Origin of the sequence: uncultured Bacteroides sp. (assembly GCF_910586915.1) — a bacterium.
GTDB lineage: Bacteria > Bacteroidota > Bacteroidia > Bacteroidales > Bacteroidaceae > Bacteroides.
Genome location: NZ_CAJULN010000009.1, coordinates 89,955 through 107,283 on the forward strand (window position 1 = coordinate 89,955; position 17,329 = coordinate 107,283).

The following is a 17,329-nucleotide window of genomic DNA, read 5'->3' on the forward strand; positions in this document are numbered from 1 at the left end:
ATATGAAGAGAAAAATATATTTAGCTTTTACTTTGCTGGGAAGTATGTTATTGGCGTCCTGTGACAATTATCTGGATATTCAGCCGGTCGGTAAAGTAATACCCAATACTTTAGCAGAGTACAGGGCGTTGCTCACTACTGTTTACAACACCCGGCTCAACGACAAAGCCGTGACCGAATTGCGTACTGATATCGTACAAGTCACGGACAACAGCAGTTCGCAAAACACATACGGCGATATCCAAATCTGGAATGACCTCAACCCGAAAGCCGGAACAAGAGATTTCGTATGGGACAAATACTATACCAATATTTATTATGCCAATGCCATCATCGACAAAAAAGAAGCCATCACGGAAGGGAGCCAGGAAGGGATAAACCAGTTGGTGGGTGAAGCCTATTTACTAAGAGCATATATGCACTTTATCCTCGTAAACCTCTATGGACAACCCTATACCAAAGAAGGAGCACCCGATACGAAAGCCGTGCCCATTAAATGGAACCTTGACTTGGAAGGAGTCCCCACCCGGAATACGGTAAAAGAGGTATATGCCGCCATCCTCTCCGATATCGAGTCGGCGAGAAAGCTGATAAACCAAAAAGAATGGGAAAGCCAGTACTCCTACCGTTTCTCTACGCTTTCGGTCGATGCAATGGAAGCCCGCGTACGGCTTTATATGGGAGATTGGCAGAAAGCATACGAAGCTGCCGAACGTGTATTGGCAGTCAAGTCTTCATTGGAAGATTTAAACGCTCCGGATGCGAAACTTCCTAACGATTACCAGTCGGCAGAGATGATTACTGCCTATGAATTTTACAGTGATGACGTAACTACCGCTTTTATAATCACTCCTTCATTCGTGCAGAATTATGATGCAGATAAAGATTTACGTTTGAACAAATATTACAGCAAGAACGAAGACGACCAATATATATCTGCCAAGAGTGGAAATTCACAATACAATTGTACTTTCCGCAATGGGGAGATGTATTTAATAGCAGCCGAAGCTGCCGCTCATTTGAACCGGTTGCCGGAAGCACGCAAGCGATTGCTGCAATTAATGGAGAAACGCTATACACAAGAGGGATACATAGAAAAGCAGAATGTTGTAGAAACAATGACCTCAACCGCTCTGATAACGGAAATTTTAAACGAAAGAGCACTCGAACTTGCTATCGAAGGCCATCGCTGGTTTGACTTACGCCGCACAACCCGTCCAAGAATCCAGAAAGTAATCAACGGACAAAACTATGTGCTGGAACAGGATGACTCACGTTACACATTACGGATTCCGCAAACAGCCATTGATGCAAATCCCGGATTATTGAACTAAAAGTTCATTGCTCCTTCTCCACCCCCAAAAACAGTCGAAACTCCTCTTGCAAGCTCATTGGCAAGAGGAGTTTTTTACTTTCTTCCATACCTCTCCCCGCTTCTATCATCTTTATTTCCCAAACGTATTGCTATTCATTAAAAAAAATAATATCTTTGTAGGAGATACATAGAGAAAAACAACAAGGAACTACTTCCTTGTCAATAAAAGGTTGATTTTACCGAACCCTTTTATAGCAATATAAACTGAGTGGTACTCTATGGAAAAAGCATACGAACAAGCAACAGGACAGTAAATGTCTATAAACCACCACTCACTCTTTTATTCATCTCAACAAGCGGCATTCTGTTCTAAAAGACATCCCCTTACGAATAACAACGTAGGGGGATTTTCACCACGGAGTACACAGAGTCTCACAGCGTTTCTTCTTTAGGAAGTAAGGCCGTAATGACTGGTATCAACAACAATTAAGATGAGGTTATTTCAATCTCATATTCAGCTTGTTACAGCACATATATATGCTGTGCGCAGGACATATGGATGCTGGATGTAGGATATATAGATGCTGGAGACAGGACATATATGCGGTGGAAGTAGGATATATATGCGCTGCAAATCCCTCATACAGAGAGGGAAAGCAGCCGACAATCATTTAATTCACATGAATTAAAACTCTGTGAGGCTCTGTATCCTCTGTGCTGAAATCTTCGCCTGCCGGCAAGACTCGACCAATTCACTCATCACCTCTGCCACCGACTGCCGACGGGATATCATTGCCGACACTTGTCCTATTTCCAGTTCCCCCTCTTCCAAGTCGCCTTCGAACATTCCCTTCTTGGCACGCCCTTTTCCCAACAAAGTCTGCAATTCTTCGACAGAGGCTCCCCCGGCTTCCGCTTTCTCCACTGCATACCGGAAATTGTTTTTTACCAAACGTGTCGGAGACAGCTTCTTCAATAACAACTTGGTATCTCCCTCATCGAGACTCAGGCAATAATCCTTGAAGGCACGACTTGCAGAACTCTCCTCGGTCAAGGCGAAGCGAGTGCCTATCTGCACGCCCTCGGCTCCCAATATCATGGCGGCCAATATCCCCTCTCCCGTAGCGATACCGCCGGCAGCAATCAAAGGCAATGTTGTCGCTTGGCGTACGGCAGGAATCAGACAGAAAGTGGTGGTCTCTTCACGACCGTTATGTCCGCCGGCTTCAAAGCCTTCGGCTACCACGGCATCCACCCCCGCTTCTTCACACTTCACTGCAAAGCGGGAGGAAGAGACAACATGGACAACCGTGACTCCACGTTCTTTCAGCCACGCTGTCCACGTCTTCGGATTGCCGGCAGAAGTAAAGACTATCTTTACGCCCTCTTCCACCACCAAATTCATTATCTCTTCTATCTGAGGATACATCAAAGGGATATTCACGCCAAAAGGAAGGCGGGTAGCCGCGCGGCATTTACGGATGTGCTCGCGCAAAGTAGCGGGATGCATCGAACCTGCACCGAGCAGGCCCAAGCCGCCTGCATTACTCACTGCGGAAGCAAGCCGCCAACCACTGCACCATACCATCCCACCTTGAATGATGGGATACCGGATTCTCAAAAGAGAAGTTATTCTATTCATGATTCACAATTTATCAGTGCGCCGACAGAACACACTACATTCGTTTATGCTATATAAACGCCGTCAGTGGACAATTTGTTCGACAGGTTGGTTTAGCAATACAGTCGTTGAGTCTCCGTAAGTATGCAGAATGTTCAATGTACGGGCACGGTTATACCGGCCTCTTCTATTCCAGAAATCTTTTGTAAAGACAAGCATCAGGTCGAGCCCGCCGATAGCCGCGCCGTTGCCCGATGTGCCGCGTGCCCGCATCTGGTAGAAAGAATCTCTCCGCCAGGTATCTTTATCCACTCTTATCTTCTTCTGATAAACGGGGTCCCAATCAAAACGGGTATTTGTCTTATACGGCCTCAGGCTAAGCGTCGCTTTCGACTTGGGCAATACTTCGGGCAGCGATTCGTCGGGAAGCATCCACTTCTTCTCCTCTACCATCCGGGGAGTTCCCATCGTGCCACCGAAATCGATTGACTTGACTGCATCCATATTCAAATGCAATTCCCGGTCGCTTTCCAATAGCTTTTTCAGATGCAGTGAATCTTGCGCTGTCCATACCTGCGAATATGCAAGCAAGGTTGTGAAGCACAACGACACAGAAGCGAAAAAACGTTTTATCAATCCACTCATCTTCTTTATTCTTTCATTACCGCTCAACTCTCCATTGGGCGTAGCAAGTCCCTGTCAGCAGTAAAAAGACTACTGATACAAACAGATGTTCTTGTACGAATGTTCTTTGTTTCTTATTCCGGCAACAGTTGTTTTTTTATGTCACCACCAACGGTAGCCCGTCCCGCAAAGCGGTTCGTCATAACACGGGTCAATCGTCCACCGGGTTTTCGGATATTGGCGTCCTTCCCACCAGTTACGATAGCAGGCGACGGCTTTGAGCACCTCTTCGTCGGTCAGGAAATAGGTTGCTTCATAGTTCTCGGCATTCGCCAGCACCATTTTGCAACCCATCGACGGCGGTGTTCCCTGGCGGACATACTCAATCACCCAAAGCATACATTCGCCCAAACGGATTTTACCGTTGTTCGTGTTGTAGACCGACGGAAAAGAAGGGATAATTGTCAGGTCTTCCGCATACTCCAGAAGTTCGGGGATATCTTTTTCCGCAAAATGAGGCACTTCCACCACTCCTTTATCATTCTTCATCTTATAGGTTCCCGACTTCAACTGCTTCACAAAAAGAGCTACATCCGGATTATTGGAATTCATTTCTTCGCTGGCGCATCCACTGAGAGATGCAATCAGGCATAGTGCCATACACAGCATTACAAGTGTCTTTTTCATTTTCATAAGGATTAATACGTCATGCGAAGTCCGCAAAGTAGATTAAAATTAGTGGGCCGCTTGGTGCGCACCGTAGCCAGTTTGGAGTCCGTGCCGAAATGGTGAGAGATACCGGGTTCGGCAAAGAGCTCAAGTCGGTCGTTAATCTTATAGTTGAGTCCAATACCGGCGGTTACCGCCAGTTGTACGGGTTCTTCCTTGAAGCAATTGTCTGGTGCGCCGGCAATGCATTTGTCCGCTATTCCGCCCACAGTAGCATAAAGGTCAACCTTCTTGGCCTCCAACAGCAGTACATTCATCCGGACGGGGATACCTAAATAATGCAATTGCTGTCCTGCCGAACGGAGATTTGAGTAGAGAAGTCCGGTTTCTATTCCTAAATAATCATTCAGTTTCCGCTCTACCGTCACTCCTGCCGAAACGGGCATCTTGTAGGCACCGTCATCTGCCGGAAGTGCCGTGCCAAGTCGGGCTTTCACTGCCCAGCGACGTTTATTCGTCTCTTTTCCGGATACAACGGACGAAGCTGAAGCATCTTCTTGCACGGCAACGGATTCCCCATTGCCGTTTGCTGCCTGCCAAAAGACATTGCGCCTCCGGTTGGCATAACGGCTGCCAGCTGTGACAGCCGACGAAAAAGAGAACGACATGGAGAAAGAGATAGCGAGCGAATCCTCTTCCTCCACACGTTGCGACAACATACCGAACGATTTGGGAGCAGGTTTCGGCAAGACCGATTCCACCGGCAAGGGCAACTGATTGACCCGTATTCCGTCTCCATCCATCTGTCCTCCATTCGCCACGGCTATCTTGAAGGCCTCTTCCATCTCTTCTTTAGGAGAGAAATAGAGGAAAGTGGCGGATGAAGCAGCCAAAACGAGCAACACGGACGCAGCAGTCGCCACACGGAAAAGCAAAATCCGCCGGCGATGCTGGCAAGCCGCAGGAATATTCTGCGATAGTTCTTCCCAAAAGCCGTCGCGGACACTTATCTCCGCATCGGTGAGACGTGTGCGAAACAGGTCGGTTATTTCATCATTTTCTTTCTTCATAGTTCCTATATTCTTTTATTCTCTTTGCTAACAAATATTTGGCGCGATGCAACTGCGATGTAGACGAATGCTCTTTGATATGCAACATCTTGGCTATCTCTTTGTGCGACTTTTCTTCAAACACGTAAAGGTTGAAGACGGTTCGGCAACCATCGGGCAGCTCGGCAATAAAAGCCATCAGCCGCTCTTCGGAGATTCCGCTCCCTGCTCCTCCCGCCTCAGATATATCGGGTATGTCGGGAAGCTGCTCTTCGTGCACTACCAACTGACTGACCCGTTTCTCCCGCCTCAGATAATCGAGCGACTGAGTGACCATCACCCGGGTTATCCATGTGGCGAGCGACGATTCGCCCCGGAAGGAGAAGTTGGTAAAAATCTTGATGAAACCGTCGTGCAGTACATCGTGCGCCGCCTCCATATCGCCCGTGTAGCGAAAACATACCGCCAACATCTGTTTGGAATAGAGAGTGTAAAGTTCCTTTCGGGCTGAATCCTTTCCTGCCCGACAGCCCTTCACCAGTTCTATCTCGTTTTCCAAATCAATTACTTTTTTTTTTTTAAATCGAACGTATGTCTGCGTCGTTTTATCCTTTAGACGTAATAAGTGGGGAAATGCTGCAATGAATTTTGCAAAAAGAAGTTAAATATAAGAAATCACCACCTATTAAGACAGATTCCCACAGATTGGGTTAAATAAACTATCTGTGGAAATCTGTCTTAATAGGTGGTGAGAAAATCAGCAAGCCTTGAAGCTCATGTCCAGCCCTTTCACCGAATGGGTGAGAGCACCTACGGAGATAAAGTCGACACCGCATTCGGCATAGTCGCGGAGCGTATCAAAAGTGATACCGCCCGAAGATTCGGTTTCGTATCTGCCGGCTACCATCTCCACTGCCTTTTTGGTCATTTCGGGAGTGAAGTTGTCGAACATGATGCGGTCTACGCCACCGAGGTCAAGTACCTGTTGGAGTTCGTCGAAGTTGCGGACTTCTATTTCTATCTTGAGGTCTTTGCCCTTTTCTTTGCAGTACTCTTTGGCACGGGTGATGGCTTTGTCAATTCCTCCGGCAAAGTCCACGTGATTGTCTTTCAGAAGAATCATGTCGAACAGTCCGATGCGGTGGTTTACACCGCCGCCTATTTTCACTGCCATCTTTTCGAGGATGCGCAATCCCGGAGTGGTTTTACGTGTGTCCAACACGCGGGTATCGGTTCCTTCCAGTTGCTTTGCATATTTGCGAGTCATGGTGGCGATGCCGCTCATGCGTTGCATGACGTTGAGCATCAGCCGTTCGGTCTGTAGCAACGACTGCACCTTTCCTTCCACTACCATTGCAACGTCGCCCGGCTTCACATCCGTTCCGTCGTTGATAAACACTTCCACCTTCATAGAGGGGTCGAAACGGTTGAAGATTTCCTTAGCCACTTCGATACCTGCCAGCACGCCGGCTTCTTTGATAAGCAATTTTGATTTACCCATTGCCGTAGCGGGAATACACGACAGGGTGGTATGGTCGCCATCGCCTATATCTTCGGCAAAGGCGAGATCGATCAGTTTGTCGATAAGTTCTTTTTCCTTATTCATTGATTTTGTCAATTCTTATTTGGTGTATTAAATATTTGTCCTGTACTTTCTTCAAGAAGCAATTGACGCGAAAGTTCCCTTTTACAGTAGCCAACGTACCGATAACGAAACTCGACCCGTCCCGTTTGCCCTGATGGTTGACGTTGAATGCGCTGACTTTATTCTCCGTAAAGAATTCCTGCATTACGGCGGTGGTTTTCTGTTTGTCAGCATTCGTTGAGCGGCTCTGGAGCACTAAGTTTACCTTGTCCCCCATATACTTGCTCAGTTCTTGCGAACTTCCTTTTTTAAAGGCCGTAATCACTCCTGCCGGTATCTCCTGTGCCATCAGCAACGAGAGGGAAAGAAGCAAAGCGGTCATTCCTACGAGCACTCGTTTTTTCATAATTACAAGCTTTTAAATTGAGGTTTAAAGCATTAAACTCTCAACTAATGATAGGCAAAGGTAAGCATTTATTGCAGAATAACATAAAAAATGCCTATTTTTGTGCATTAATCAGAATTATATCAGGTATGAAGACAACCTTGCTCGTCGTAGGACGCACCGTAGAACAACATTATATTACAGCTATCAACGACTATATCCAGCGTACCAAACGCTATATCGCTTTCGACATGGAAGTGATTCCCGAACTGAAAAACACGAAGAGCCTGCCGATGGAGGTTCAGAAGGAGAAAGAAGGTGAGTTGATTCTGAAGGCTCTCCAGCCGGGCGATGTGGTGGTGCTGCTCGACGAGCACGGGAAGGAGATGCGTTCCATCGAGTTTGCCGACTACATGAAGCGGAAGATGAATACCGTCAACAAGCGGCTGGTCTTCATTATCGGAGGGCCTTACGGTTTCTCGGAAAAGGTGTATCAGACTGCGCACGAGAAGATTTCAATGTCGAAGATGACGTTCTCGCACCAGATGATACGGCTGATATTCGTGGAACAGATTTACCGGGCGATGACGATATTGAACGGAGGGCCGTATCATCACGAATAATAGATGCTTATATCCTGTTAAAAGAGCCGGTCCGTTTGGCTAATCTTAAATGGCGGTGTCAACACCCACCGCCATCTTACAACACATCATTCGCGATTCATCAGCCGATGTTCCGCCATCTGTTCGAACTTTGTTCCCGGACGTCCATAGTTGGCATACGGATAGATGGAAATACCGCCACGGGGAGTAAAGATTCCCGTTACTTCGATGTATTTGGGATTCATCAGTCCGATAAGATCCTTCATGATGATATTCACACAGTCTTCATGGAAAGCGCCGTGATTGCGGAAACTGAAAAGATACAGTTTCAAGCTCTTGCTTTCCACCATCTTCACATCGGGAATGTAACTGATGCGTATCTCCGCGAAGTCGGGCTGCCCGGTGATGGGACACAGACTTGTAAATTCGGGGCAGTTGAAACGTACCCAATAGTCATTCTCAGGATGCTTGTTGTCAAAGGCTTCCAATACTTCCGGAGCATAGTCTTGCTTATACTCGGTTTTTCTTCCCAATAAGGAAAGCTGGTCTTTCAATTCTGTCATTTGTTCTTGTTTACTACACCCTCTACAGAGATAAAAAACAGATTTCCGCCTGTTATGGTACGGCTCGTACGATAGTTTCAGCCATCTCATATAATGGAAACAGGAGTTTCATGCAATAGAAACTATAGTTTCAACCCATAGAAACTAAAGTTTCATGCAATGGAAACTGTAGTTTCAAGGCGTTGGAAACTTCAGTTCATACAAAGGAACCCACCGTTTCATGCAATGATGAAACCGGAATGATGCTTTATCTCTATATAAAAGGTATTATTGATTCTTACTTTTCAAATACTTTTCCAATCCTTCCCGTCGCAACGTACAGGCAGGACAATGCCCGCAACCATCTCCGCGGACCCCGTTATAGCACGTCAACGTTTCGTTGCGAATGAGCTCCAGCACCCCTAATTCGTCTGCCAGCGCCCATGTCTCTGCTTTGTCAATCCACATCAGAGGGGTATGAATCACGAACTGTTCGTCCATAGCGAGGTTGAGTGTGACGTTGAGAGACTTGATGAATGCATCGCGGCAATCGGGATAACCGCTGAAATCGGTTTGTGAAACTCCCGTTATCAGATGGTTGATACCCCGTTCGCGGGCATACACAGCTGCAATACTCAGGAAAAACAGATTGCGTCCGGGGACGAATGTGTTGGGCGCACTGTCTGCCGGCTTCTCCCGGTCCATCACTATGGTCGTATTGGTCAGCGAGTTTCGTCCCAACTGTCCGACGAAGGAGACATCCATCACCTCAAATTCCACTTCCGCCTTACGGGCTATGTCGCGTGCAAGCTCCACTTCTTGCTGGTGTTTCTGACCATACAGGAAACTCAAGGCATATACTTTCCTGAAGTTGCGCTTTGCCCAAAACAGGCAGGTGGTAGAGTCCTGTCCGCCACTGAACACAACCAATGCTGCTTCTCTGTTCATATTAAATATCTTTGATTTTGAGTACGTTGTAGGATATATCCGTGTCGTAGACATCGCTGCCGTCTATTTTCTTAATTGCCTTTACCACACGGATGGTCACGGGAAGAATCACCACCTCGTACATGGATTTCAGTATGATTTGCATTCCCATCATAACGAGCAGTTCCCTCCAGGCAATCATCCCGCCAAAAGCTACGGGAAAGAAGATAAACGAATCGGCAGTCTCTCCTACGACAGTCGACCAGATGGCACGGACGGAAAAGTTGCGCCCGCCACTGGCTATCTTCATCTTACTCATCACGTATGCATTGAGAAACGAACCTGTTAGGAAAGCCATCAGACTGGCGGCCACGATGCGGGGCGCCATACCGAATACAAAATTGAAGTGTTCTTCGCCTTCCCAGAAAGGGGCAGCCGGAATGGCTACGGCTATCAGCCCGAGAGCCACTACGAAGAAGTTCATCACAAAACCGCTCCAGATAATCAGGCGCGCTTTCTTGAATCCCCAAACTTCGGCAATGCAGTCATTGATTATATAAGAAATAGGAAAGACCAATAATCCGGCAGTCACCGTGAGGCTGCCTATCTGGATTACTTTCGTTTCAAGAAGATTGGCTGCAATGAGGCATACATTAAAAAGAATACCAAGCAGCATAAAAGGTACGGATACTTTTTCTTTCATAATTCCTGTTTTTTACGTGGTGTCCTAGAATACACGACCGCTATTCGCGGCATCGAATGTCTTTTTTTATTCTTTTCGGGTGCAAAGGTATAGGAAAAACCAGGATAAACCAATAATTGAATGAATAAAAAAGAATGAAAATTCTCTCTAATTGCGAAATCCTTTTCATGCGGCGGCGTGTTGTATGTCCATGTTTAACTAATAAAGACCAAATCATGGAACATCAATTTAAAAAAGACGTAAAAGAAGCAGCCATGCAGGCAAAAGAAAATGTCCGGCTGGCCAAACAGAGGGCTGAAGAAGCTATGGAAAGAGGTGCCGAAGCAAGTGCGCATTCGGGCGAAAGCCTGAAAAAGAAGGTGGAACACGCCGCACACGTTGCCCAGGAAAAAGCAACGGAAGCAACCAACGCCGTGAAAGAGAAAGCCGCCGAAGCACTTCACGCCGCACAGGAGACTGCCCAAAAGGCTAAACACAGGGTGGAAGAGCTGTTGGACTGACAATGGAAACGGGCGGTAGGCCGTAACTGATTCTCACTGCCAGTTGACACGGATTTTCACAGATTCATTGTTTGGATACTCAATCGTCGCATTCAATAATCTGTGAAAACCGGTGTCAACCGGCAGTGAGTTTTAACGCATCGCCCCCGCTCTCAGGAGAAATCTTTCAATTCTTCCTTCAGCCGCTTGCGGATAAAGAACAAACGGCTCTTCACCGTCCCCATAGGCAATCCTAACTTCTCGGCAATTTCTCTATATTTAAACCCGGCAACGAACATCTGAAAGGGTACTTTCATGTCGTCGGGAATGGAATGCAGGATGCGGTAGAGTTGCTTCATATCATAGGCAAACTCAAACTTGACGCCATCTTCGTCCTCAATCATGTATTGTTGAGCGGCGGGATAGGTATCGTCTATGAGATTCATTTCGCGAATGGTACGGCGGTAGTTGTTCACGAAAATATTGCGCATGAGGGTGTACATCCATCCTTTCAGATTTTTGGTATAGGTAAACTTCTCATGATTATCCAGTGCGTGCAATACACAATCCTGCACCAAATCGTTGGCGGAATCCCGGTTTGCCGTCAGTTTAAATGCAAAACGGTGCAAATCCGGTTGTATATCTAATATTCCTTGAGTAAATTCTGCTTTTCCCATCGGCGTATTTCTTTTATCTGATTAGTACGGTACAAAGATCCGCTCTTTTAGAACGAATATAAATAGCAATTCTTCCGGTTAGTTTGGCTATTTTTCCTTTGGGCTTCCCAATCGTCTCTTTTTGGGGTGCTCTTCCTGTGGTTCTGCCTGCCCGTAGCCGATATGCTCTACACATCAATGGGGGTAAAAGTTTGAAGCCGCCTCCAAACTGCTGTTTGAAGACGGCTTCTGCTATAAAATTTATAAAGGACTATGTGCAATTAGAATCTATTAGAACTTATAATTCAAGCTCACACCAAACACCTTATTGGTACGGCTATAAACGTCTTTATCCATCAAAGCCATCGGTTCATCCAACTGACGTGGATTTGTTTTCGTATAATCACTATATTTAGTCCAAAAATAGGCTACATCCAAACTCAATGCTTGGTTAAAATTAATACGACCACCCAAACCTATCGAATAAGAATCGCAAGAAAAGCTTGTATCTGTTTGGAAAGCGTCACTTAAACCATAATCAGTTTTCTGATAACCACCACTCACGGTAAACAGTTTATTAATATCCCACTCTACACCGGCTAAATATTCATGTGTACCATGTTTCAATGTTTTCTGTTTACCTTCGGCCATACCTGCATTCTTATCATCAAAGAAGTGATATTCGAATGAAGCCCGGAGAGAAGGTAAAAACTCATAACCTGCTGCAACCGAAAGCATAGAAGGGATATCATTAGGCGTATTCACACCATTTTTATAGGGTAACATAAATTCCATAGCTGCATCTGGAGCAGTCAACTCATGAGTGTCATTTTCAATATTCATATTAGCTTTGAACTCGTATTTGGCTGCCAAATTCAACTTACCGAATTTAGCGTCTACACCAATAATCGGTGTCAGCCCCCACCCTGTCTGGTCACAATCCAACTCTAATTTTGTATCGTTCAATTTCTGAAGCATAGGTCCTGATTGTTGTTGTGCCAACTGCTGCGCCTGTTCCAAAGTCAAATCAGGACGAGCATTCATTATTTGTTGCACAATAGCAGCACCAATCTGTTGAGCCACACCATCTTTCAAAGCTATATTCAAATAACCTTTATAACCACCTGTAAAGTAATTCATGCGAGCACCGGCAAAAACCGAGAAGTGTTCATTAATCTTATAACTGGCTCCTAACTGAAAACCATAGATGTACTGACGACCTTCCATCGCCGAATTAATATTGTACATATTAGGCTTCAACATATCACTCTCTTTGTTTACTAAACCAATAGCAGCCGCATCAAACATTGGCAACCCACTGTTGAAAGAAGCTTTTCCGCCACCACCCACTATAGCGAAACTACCAGAAAAAGCCCAGTCACCTTTCTTATAAACAGCGTGTAGGGAAGGAATAACAGGAGCCGATGCTTTTCCCTCATAATTACGCACGGAAGTCTGTCCATCCATAGTCCATAAAGGGCTTGTTGCAGCAATATTACGTGTCTGATACGCACTTTGGATAGTTAATGATACTTGTAAACCGTCTTTGGGAAGAAAAGCTAATCCGGCAGGATTACTATATACTCCATCAATATCAATGGAAGCGCCACGGGCTATCATACGCAGAAAGGCAGCATTCTGATTCGTATTTGTCAGATAATCTCCGGCAAAAGTTGGAATTGAAACGATTAACATTACAAGTCCAATCAAGAAATTTTTTCTCATCTAAATCTTTTTTAAATTATTTCGGGCGCAAAGATACAACATTACTGCACAACAGAGATACAAATGTGCATTTATTTTCATCCATCCGCCCATTTTAATTGAGAAAACAAACTGTTTCTAATGAAACAATCTACAAAAGACTCACATATTCTTTTGATAAAAGCACCTATTTATAATAAAGGTTTGACTGGGAAATCAGCCTCCCTCCTCCCTAATTTCGACGTTTTTTCTTGGCAGCTCCAATCAGAATATGTAATATTGCAGCTATAAAACATTCAGCTTATGATACTGGATTATATCTACCATAGCGGCTTCGCCCTTAAAACAGAGGATGTGACCGTCATTATTGATTTCTACAAAGATTCTTCCGAAGCGGAACATAACCGGGGAATCGTACATGATCATCTTCTGCAAAGACCGGGCAAATTGTACGTATTGGCTACCCACTTCCATCCCGACCATTTCAACCGCGAGATTCTGACGTGGAAAAAGCAACGTCCCGACATTCGATATGTTTTCTCCAAAGATATTCTGAAATCGCACCGTGCCACAGCCGAAGATGCTTTCTATATTAAGAAAGGAGAGACATACGAGGATGATGCTATCCGCATCGACGCGTTCGGTTCGACGGATGTCGGCAGTTCATTCCTGATTCATCTGCAAGACCGCCGTATCTTCCACGCCGGCGACCTGAACAACTGGCACTGGAGCGAAGAGTCTACCGAAGCAGAAATACGAAAAGCCAACGGAGACTTCCTCGCAGAAGTTAAATATCTGAAAGAAAAAGCACCCGACATTGATTTGACACTGTTTCCGGTAGACCGGAGGATGGGAAAAGATTATATGAAAGGGGCAAAACAGTTCATCGAACAAATAAAAACCACTATATTTGTGCCCATGCACTTCAGCGAAGATTACGAAGGCGGCAACGCTTTTCAACGTTTTGCAGAAGATGCAGGATGCCGCTTTATCAGCATCACCCGCCGGGGCGAAAGTTTTGAAATTACCAAATAAACACATTATAATTATGAATAAATTTACAATTCTGTTTCTTACGTTATTCCTTGCATTGCCGGTGGCAATGAAAGCTAATTCTACAAAAGACAAAAAAGACGATACGAGGTATCTTGCAGGAGCCGTTCCCGAAGTAGACGGTAAAGTGGTCTTCTCTAAAGAATTCCAGATTCCCGGAATGAGCCAGGCACAAATTTATAATACAATCATGAAGTGGATGGACGAACGGCTTAAAGAGAACAAAAACCAGGAAAGCCGCATCGTTTTCTCCGACGAAGCCAAAGGTACGATTGCAGGCATCGGAGAAGAATGGATTGTATTCAGCTCAAGCGCACTGTCTTTAGACCGTACATTAATCAACTATCAAATTACTACTACCTGCAAACCCGGAAATTGCCTGATAGAAGTTGAAAAGATACGCTTCACCTACCGCGATACTGAAAAATACAAAGCGGAAGAATGGGTTACCGACAAATATGCGCTCAACAAAGACAAAACCAAACTGATACGCGGATTGGCCAAATGGCGCAGAAAAACGGTGGATTTCGCAGATGACATATTTATGGATGCTGCCGTAGCCTTCGGAGCGCAGGATACACGTCCGAGAGCAGAGATAAAGAAGAAGGAAGAAGAGCAAAAAGTTCCGTCAATCGTCGCTGCCGAAGGACCTATCGTGATTGGTGGTTCAGAAGAAAAAGTTCCTGCCGCAACTCTTACTCCTGCCTTTCCTGCCGGTAAGGCTTCAACAGATATGCCGGGTTACACGGAAGTCAATCTGAAACAGATTCCGGGTGAAGTTTACGCATTAATGGGAAGCGGGAAATTAGTTATCAGCATCGGCAAGGATGAATTTAATATGACAAACATGACTGCCAATGCCGGTGGTGCATTGGGTTACCAGTCGGGCAAAGCTGTAGCTTATTGTACGCTTTCACCCGAACAGCCTTACGACGCGATAGAAAAAGCAGACAGCTACACGCTGAAACTCTACGCCCCGAACCAAACAGTTCCCTCGGCTGTTATCGAATGTAAGAAACTGGCGTCACAAACTACTCCGCAAGCCGGACAACCCCGTACATATGTCGGAGAGATTGTGAAACTCTTAATGAAATAACAAGAAAGATTGTGACTATGGAAATAAAAAGTAAATTCGACCATTTTAATATCAACGTAACCAACCTCGAACGAAGCATCGCTTTTTATGAAAAAGCACTTGGTCTGAAAGAGCATCACCGGAAAGAAGCCTCCGACGGTTCGTTCACTTTGGTTTATCTGACAGACAACGAGACCGGCTTTCTCTTGGAACTGACATATCTGAAAGATCACACAGTTCCGTATGAACTGGGCGAGAATGAAAGCCACCTCTGCTTTCGGATAGCTGGTGATTATGATGCAATCAGGGCTTACCACAAAGAAATGGGTTGCGTATGTTTTGAAAATACCGCAATGGGACTCTATTTCATCAACGACCCGGACGACTATTGGATTGAAATACTTCCACAGAAATAACCGAAAGCGTATAAAGTACGTACCCTAATACAACATTCCCCCTGCGACACATAGCTGTAACAGGGGGAATATTTTTTATTATCACAAATATTATTTCTTATGCCGATTTGCTCTTTTTCTGCGAATATCGGCTTTCATCTTCGCTGCTCCCGAACCATGCTGCCCACGAATATAGGTTGCCTTCTTCGCTTTCGTTTTTACCTTTTCCTCCTCTTTGGGTTTATCTTTCTTGCCTTTAAAGACGATTCCACCCATGATTGCTTCTTCTATACTCATACAATATAAATTATTAATATTCACATTTCCAACGGCAAAGATAATTCTTTTCTACGGATTTATTTATCTTTGCACACTAAAACAATACATAACTGTCAATGGCAACAACAATTCTTTCTGCAGAAAAGGACCCGATGGGAAGCGCAATTTCCGATTATTTCAATCATCGCAGGACGGACCGCTTACGAGTGTTTTCTCCTCAATTTGAAGAAGATGAAATCCCTGTCAAAGAACTGTTCCGTAGTTTCCAATCCATGCCTGTATTAGAACGTACCGCTCTGCAAATGGCTACAGGGCGTATATTGGATGTAGGTGCAGGAAGCGGCTGCCATGCGTTAGCGCTTCAGGAAATGGGGAAAGAGGTATGCGCCATCGATATTTCTCCGCTATCCGTCGAAGTCATGAGACAACGGGGGGTCAATGATGCCTGTCTCATCAATCTTTTTGATGAAACATTCACCGATACATTCGATTCTATCCTGATGCTGATGAACGGCTCGGGAATTATAGGAAAGTTAAGTAATATGCCGAATTTCTTTCAACGGATGAAACGTATCCTTCGTCCCGGAGGATATATATTGATGGATTCCAGCGATCTTCGTTATCTTTTTGAAGAGGAGGACGGCAGCATCGTTATCGACTTAGCCGGCGATTATTACGGGGAAATTGATTTTCAGATGCAATATAAGCAGGTGAAAGGAGATGTATTCAATTGGTTATATGTCGATTTTCAGACACTTAGCCTATATGCTTCCGAATGCGGATTCAAAGCCGAACTGATAAAAGAAGGTAAACATTACGATTATCTGGCAAAGCTCAGTCTTGCCTGAATAATCCCATATAAACATAGTGACGCTACCCCGATAAGATAGCGTCACTATGTTTATATACTAAAATTCACTAAAAACACCTGTTTCATTTTAGCATTTCATCAATCATCTACACAAGGGAAGCAAACTCTTCCTCATTATACAAACGGGTTAGTTTGACAATTTTTCCTTCTTTATCTATCAGCACATTTCTTGTTATTCCAGACTCGCGCAAAGCATATTTTGCGAAAATATCAGCCCCCGGATCTAATCCCAACGGATAGGTAACTCCTGTAGATTTGGCAAAGGCAAGTACTTTATCAAGCGGCTCGTCACGGTCGATACCTATCAATGCAAAATCTGCATTATCTTTATGTTTCAACCAAATATCTTTTTCTATAAATGGCATTTCTTTCCGACATACCCCACACCAACTTGCAGTAAACTGCAACATCACTACTCTCCCCCGCAGAGAAGACAAGCCAATCTGCTCGCCATCGGTCAAGGTAATTGTAAAATCCGGAGCCATCTCCCCTACCCGCACAATATATCCTGTACTATCCGCTTCAACAGCCAATGTTTCCGAAGCAATATCCACACTATCCGATACAGTTTCCACACTTGCCGTACCCTTCTTCTGACCGGAACAAGCCAATACACTTATGGCCAAAAACGCCATACCACATACATTTACAATTTTCTTTCTCATCTTCTTATAATCATTAGTAATGACTGCAAATATAGAAAAAGCACATGATGTATTTGCATTTTTAAAATAAATTCATACCTTTCCTCTAAAAAGAAAAATCTCCCGCTCTTATATTCGTATGTAACTTACT

21 protein-coding genes are annotated in these 17,329 nt (G+C 44.9%); 7 read left to right on the top strand and 14 right to left on the bottom strand.

Translation table 11 applies throughout. From position 1 onward, the window contains the following. Positions 1-2 precede the first annotated feature (2 nt). Positions 3-1,334, top strand: coding sequence for a RagB/SusD family nutrient uptake outer membrane protein (locus QZ331_RS05670; protein WP_294628819.1), 1,332 nt, complete (start codon positions 3-5; stop codon positions 1,332-1,334). A gap of 666 nt (positions 1,335-2,000) precedes the next feature. Here the strand turns inward: QZ331_RS05670 and QZ331_RS05675 are convergent. The 7 genes from QZ331_RS05675 to QZ331_RS05705 form a co-directional block, all read right to left on the bottom strand. After that, positions 2,001-2,957, bottom strand: coding sequence for a nitronate monooxygenase (locus QZ331_RS05675; RefSeq protein ID WP_294628820.1), 957 nt, complete (start codon positions 2,955-2,957; stop codon positions 2,001-2,003). A gap of 63 nt (positions 2,958-3,020) precedes the next feature. Next, positions 3,021-3,581, bottom strand: coding sequence for a DUF4858 domain-containing protein (locus QZ331_RS05680; protein WP_294628822.1), 561 nt, complete (start codon positions 3,579-3,581; stop codon positions 3,021-3,023). 141 nt (positions 3,582-3,722) lie between these two features. Then, complete coding sequence (locus QZ331_RS05685) at positions 3,723-4,247, bottom strand: DUF4943 family protein (RefSeq protein ID WP_294628824.1); 525 nt, start codon at positions 4,245-4,247, stop codon at positions 3,723-3,725. An 11-nt stretch (positions 4,248-4,258) separates the two neighbouring features. Beyond that, positions 4,259-5,299, bottom strand: coding sequence for an outer membrane beta-barrel protein (locus QZ331_RS05690; protein ID WP_294628826.1), 1,041 nt, complete (start codon positions 5,297-5,299; stop codon positions 4,259-4,261). Then, positions 5,283-5,837 (bottom strand): sigma-70 family RNA polymerase sigma factor, encoded by a 555-nt coding sequence (locus tag QZ331_RS05695; protein ID WP_294628828.1) that lies wholly within the window; start codon positions 5,835-5,837, stop codon positions 5,283-5,285. Before QZ331_RS05695 ends, QZ331_RS05690 begins: the two co-directional genes overlap by 17 nt. A 198-nt stretch (positions 5,838-6,035) precedes the next feature. Continuing rightward, entirely contained in the window at positions 6,036-6,884 is an 849-nt protein-coding gene (gene nadC, locus QZ331_RS05700) for a carboxylating nicotinate-nucleotide diphosphorylase (RefSeq protein ID WP_294628830.1), read from the bottom strand. Next, positions 6,877-7,269: a DUF4783 domain-containing protein gene (locus tag QZ331_RS05705; RefSeq protein WP_294628831.1), complete on the bottom strand. Its 393-nt coding sequence runs from the start codon at positions 7,267-7,269 to the stop codon at positions 6,877-6,879. Before QZ331_RS05705 ends, nadC begins: the two co-directional genes overlap by 8 nt. A gap of 128 nt (positions 7,270-7,397) precedes the next feature. Here QZ331_RS05705 and rlmH point away from each other — a divergent pair, with 128 nt between their 5' ends. After that, positions 7,398-7,871 carry a 23S rRNA (pseudouridine(1915)-N(3))-methyltransferase RlmH gene (rlmH, locus tag QZ331_RS05710; RefSeq protein ID WP_294628833.1) on the top strand — a complete coding sequence of 158 codons (474 nt, stop codon included), beginning with the start codon at positions 7,398-7,400 and terminating at the stop codon, positions 7,869-7,871. A gap of 86 nt (positions 7,872-7,957) precedes the next feature. Here the strand turns inward: rlmH and queF are convergent, their stop codons facing one another. From queF to QZ331_RS05725, 3 genes are all read right to left on the bottom strand, one after another. Continuing rightward, positions 7,958-8,413, bottom strand: a complete 456-nt coding sequence (gene queF, locus QZ331_RS05715; RefSeq protein WP_294628835.1) for a preQ(1) synthase — start codon at positions 8,411-8,413, stop codon at positions 7,958-7,960. Positions 8,414-8,680: 267 nt separating this feature from the next. Further along, on the bottom strand, positions 8,681-9,340 hold the full coding sequence (queC, locus tag QZ331_RS05720) for a 7-cyano-7-deazaguanine synthase QueC (protein WP_294628836.1): 660 nt from the start codon (positions 9,338-9,340) through the stop codon (positions 8,681-8,683). A 1-nt stretch (position 9,341) separates the two neighbouring features. Next, on the bottom strand, positions 9,342-10,022 hold the full coding sequence (locus QZ331_RS05725; RefSeq protein WP_294628838.1) for a queuosine precursor transporter: 681 nt from the start codon (positions 10,020-10,022) through the stop codon (positions 9,342-9,344). 215 nt (positions 10,023-10,237) lie between these two features. Between QZ331_RS05725 and QZ331_RS05730 the strand changes: the two genes are divergently transcribed. Further along, entirely contained in the window at positions 10,238-10,522 is a 285-nt protein-coding gene (locus QZ331_RS05730; protein ID WP_294628840.1) for a hypothetical protein, read from the top strand. Between the two features lie 152 nt (positions 10,523-10,674). Here QZ331_RS05730 and QZ331_RS05735 read toward each other — a convergent pair whose 3' ends face one another. Further along, a complete protein-coding gene (locus tag QZ331_RS05735; protein ID WP_294628842.1) occupies positions 10,675-11,178 on the bottom strand; it encodes an RNA polymerase sigma factor in 504 nt (167 codons plus the stop codon). Between the two features lie 270 nt (positions 11,179-11,448). Next, on the bottom strand, positions 11,449-12,882 hold the full coding sequence (locus tag QZ331_RS05740) for a porin (RefSeq protein ID WP_294628843.1): 1,434 nt from the start codon (positions 12,880-12,882) through the stop codon (positions 11,449-11,451). Between the two features lie 282 nt (positions 12,883-13,164). Between QZ331_RS05740 and QZ331_RS05745 the strand changes: the two genes are divergently transcribed. The 3 genes from QZ331_RS05745 to QZ331_RS05755 are packed head-to-tail and all read left to right on the top strand — an operon-like array spanning position 13,165 to position 15,405. Then, positions 13,165-13,896, top strand: a complete 732-nt coding sequence (locus QZ331_RS05745; RefSeq protein ID WP_294628844.1) for an MBL fold metallo-hydrolase — start codon at positions 13,165-13,167, stop codon at positions 13,894-13,896. Positions 13,897-13,909: 13 nt separating this feature from the next. After that, the gene (locus QZ331_RS05750) at positions 13,910-15,010 is read left to right on the top strand and encodes a DUF4468 domain-containing protein (protein ID WP_294628845.1); all 1,101 of its coding nucleotides are present in this window, start codon (positions 13,910-13,912) and stop codon (positions 15,008-15,010) included. Positions 15,011-15,027: 17 nt separating this feature from the next. Next, positions 15,028-15,405: a VOC family protein gene (locus tag QZ331_RS05755; protein ID WP_294628846.1), complete on the top strand. Its 378-nt coding sequence runs from the start codon at positions 15,028-15,030 to the stop codon at positions 15,403-15,405. A 90-nt stretch (positions 15,406-15,495) separates the two neighbouring features. On the opposite strand, the gene QZ331_RS05760 is transcribed toward QZ331_RS05755, so the two are convergent. Next, the gene (locus QZ331_RS05760; protein ID WP_294628847.1) at positions 15,496-15,681 is read right to left on the bottom strand and encodes a hypothetical protein; all 186 of its coding nucleotides are present in this window, start codon (positions 15,679-15,681) and stop codon (positions 15,496-15,498) included. 98 nt (positions 15,682-15,779) lie between these two features. On the opposite strand from QZ331_RS05760, the gene QZ331_RS05765 reads away from it, so the two are divergent. Continuing rightward, positions 15,780-16,511: a methyltransferase domain-containing protein gene (locus QZ331_RS05765; RefSeq protein WP_294628848.1), complete on the top strand. Its 732-nt coding sequence runs from the start codon at positions 15,780-15,782 to the stop codon at positions 16,509-16,511. Between the two features lie 109 nt (positions 16,512-16,620). Here QZ331_RS05765 and QZ331_RS05770 read toward each other — a convergent pair whose 3' ends face one another. Further along, positions 16,621-17,199, bottom strand: coding sequence for a TlpA disulfide reductase family protein (locus QZ331_RS05770; RefSeq protein ID WP_294628849.1), 579 nt, complete (start codon positions 17,197-17,199; stop codon positions 16,621-16,623). Positions 17,200-17,329: the final 130 nt, after the last annotated feature.

Coding starts and splice junctions, on each gene's coding strand:
- QZ331_RS05670 (WP_294628819.1), top strand. CDS start 3: ATGAAGAGAAAAATATATTTAGCTTTTACTTTGCTGGGAAGTATGTTA.
- QZ331_RS05675 (WP_294628820.1), bottom strand. CDS start 2,957: ATGAATAGAATAACTTCTCTTTTGAGAATCCGGTATCCCATCATTCAA.
- QZ331_RS05680 (WP_294628822.1), bottom strand. CDS start 3,581: ATGAGTGGATTGATAAAACGTTTTTTCGCTTCTGTGTCGTTGTGCTTC.
- QZ331_RS05685 (WP_294628824.1), bottom strand. CDS start 4,247: ATGAAAAAGACACTTGTAATGCTGTGTATGGCACTATGCCTGATTGCA.
- QZ331_RS05690 (WP_294628826.1), bottom strand. CDS start 5,299: ATGAAGAAAGAAAATGATGAAATAACCGACCTGTTTCGCACACGTCTC.
- nadC (WP_294628830.1), bottom strand. CDS start 6,884: ATGAATAAGGAAAAAGAACTTATCGACAAACTGATCGATCTCGCCTTT.
- QZ331_RS05705 (WP_294628831.1), bottom strand. CDS start 7,269: ATGAAAAAACGAGTGCTCGTAGGAATGACCGCTTTGCTTCTTTCCCTC.
- rlmH (WP_294628833.1), top strand. CDS start 7,398: ATGAAGACAACCTTGCTCGTCGTAGGACGCACCGTAGAACAACATTAT.
- queF (WP_294628835.1), bottom strand. CDS start 8,413: ATGACAGAATTGAAAGACCAGCTTTCCTTATTGGGAAGAAAAACCGAG.
- queC (WP_294628836.1), bottom strand. CDS start 9,340: ATGAACAGAGAAGCAGCATTGGTTGTGTTCAGTGGCGGACAGGACTCT.
- QZ331_RS05725 (WP_294628838.1), bottom strand. CDS start 10,022: ATGAAAGAAAAAGTATCCGTACCTTTTATGCTGCTTGGTATTCTTTTT.
- QZ331_RS05730 (WP_294628840.1), top strand. CDS start 10,238: ATGGAACATCAATTTAAAAAAGACGTAAAAGAAGCAGCCATGCAGGCA.
- QZ331_RS05735 (WP_294628842.1), bottom strand. CDS start 11,178: ATGGGAAAAGCAGAATTTACTCAAGGAATATTAGATATACAACCGGAT.
- QZ331_RS05740 (WP_294628843.1), bottom strand. CDS start 12,882: ATGAGAAAAAATTTCTTGATTGGACTTGTAATGTTAATCGTTTCAATT.
- QZ331_RS05745 (WP_294628844.1), top strand. CDS start 13,165: ATGATACTGGATTATATCTACCATAGCGGCTTCGCCCTTAAAACAGAG.
- QZ331_RS05750 (WP_294628845.1), top strand. CDS start 13,910: ATGAATAAATTTACAATTCTGTTTCTTACGTTATTCCTTGCATTGCCG.
- QZ331_RS05755 (WP_294628846.1), top strand. CDS start 15,028: ATGGAAATAAAAAGTAAATTCGACCATTTTAATATCAACGTAACCAAC.
- QZ331_RS05760 (WP_294628847.1), bottom strand. CDS start 15,681: ATGAGTATAGAAGAAGCAATCATGGGTGGAATCGTCTTTAAAGGCAAG.
- QZ331_RS05765 (WP_294628848.1), top strand. CDS start 15,780: ATGGCAACAACAATTCTTTCTGCAGAAAAGGACCCGATGGGAAGCGCA.
- QZ331_RS05770 (WP_294628849.1), bottom strand. CDS start 17,199: ATGAGAAAGAAAATTGTAAATGTATGTGGTATGGCGTTTTTGGCCATA.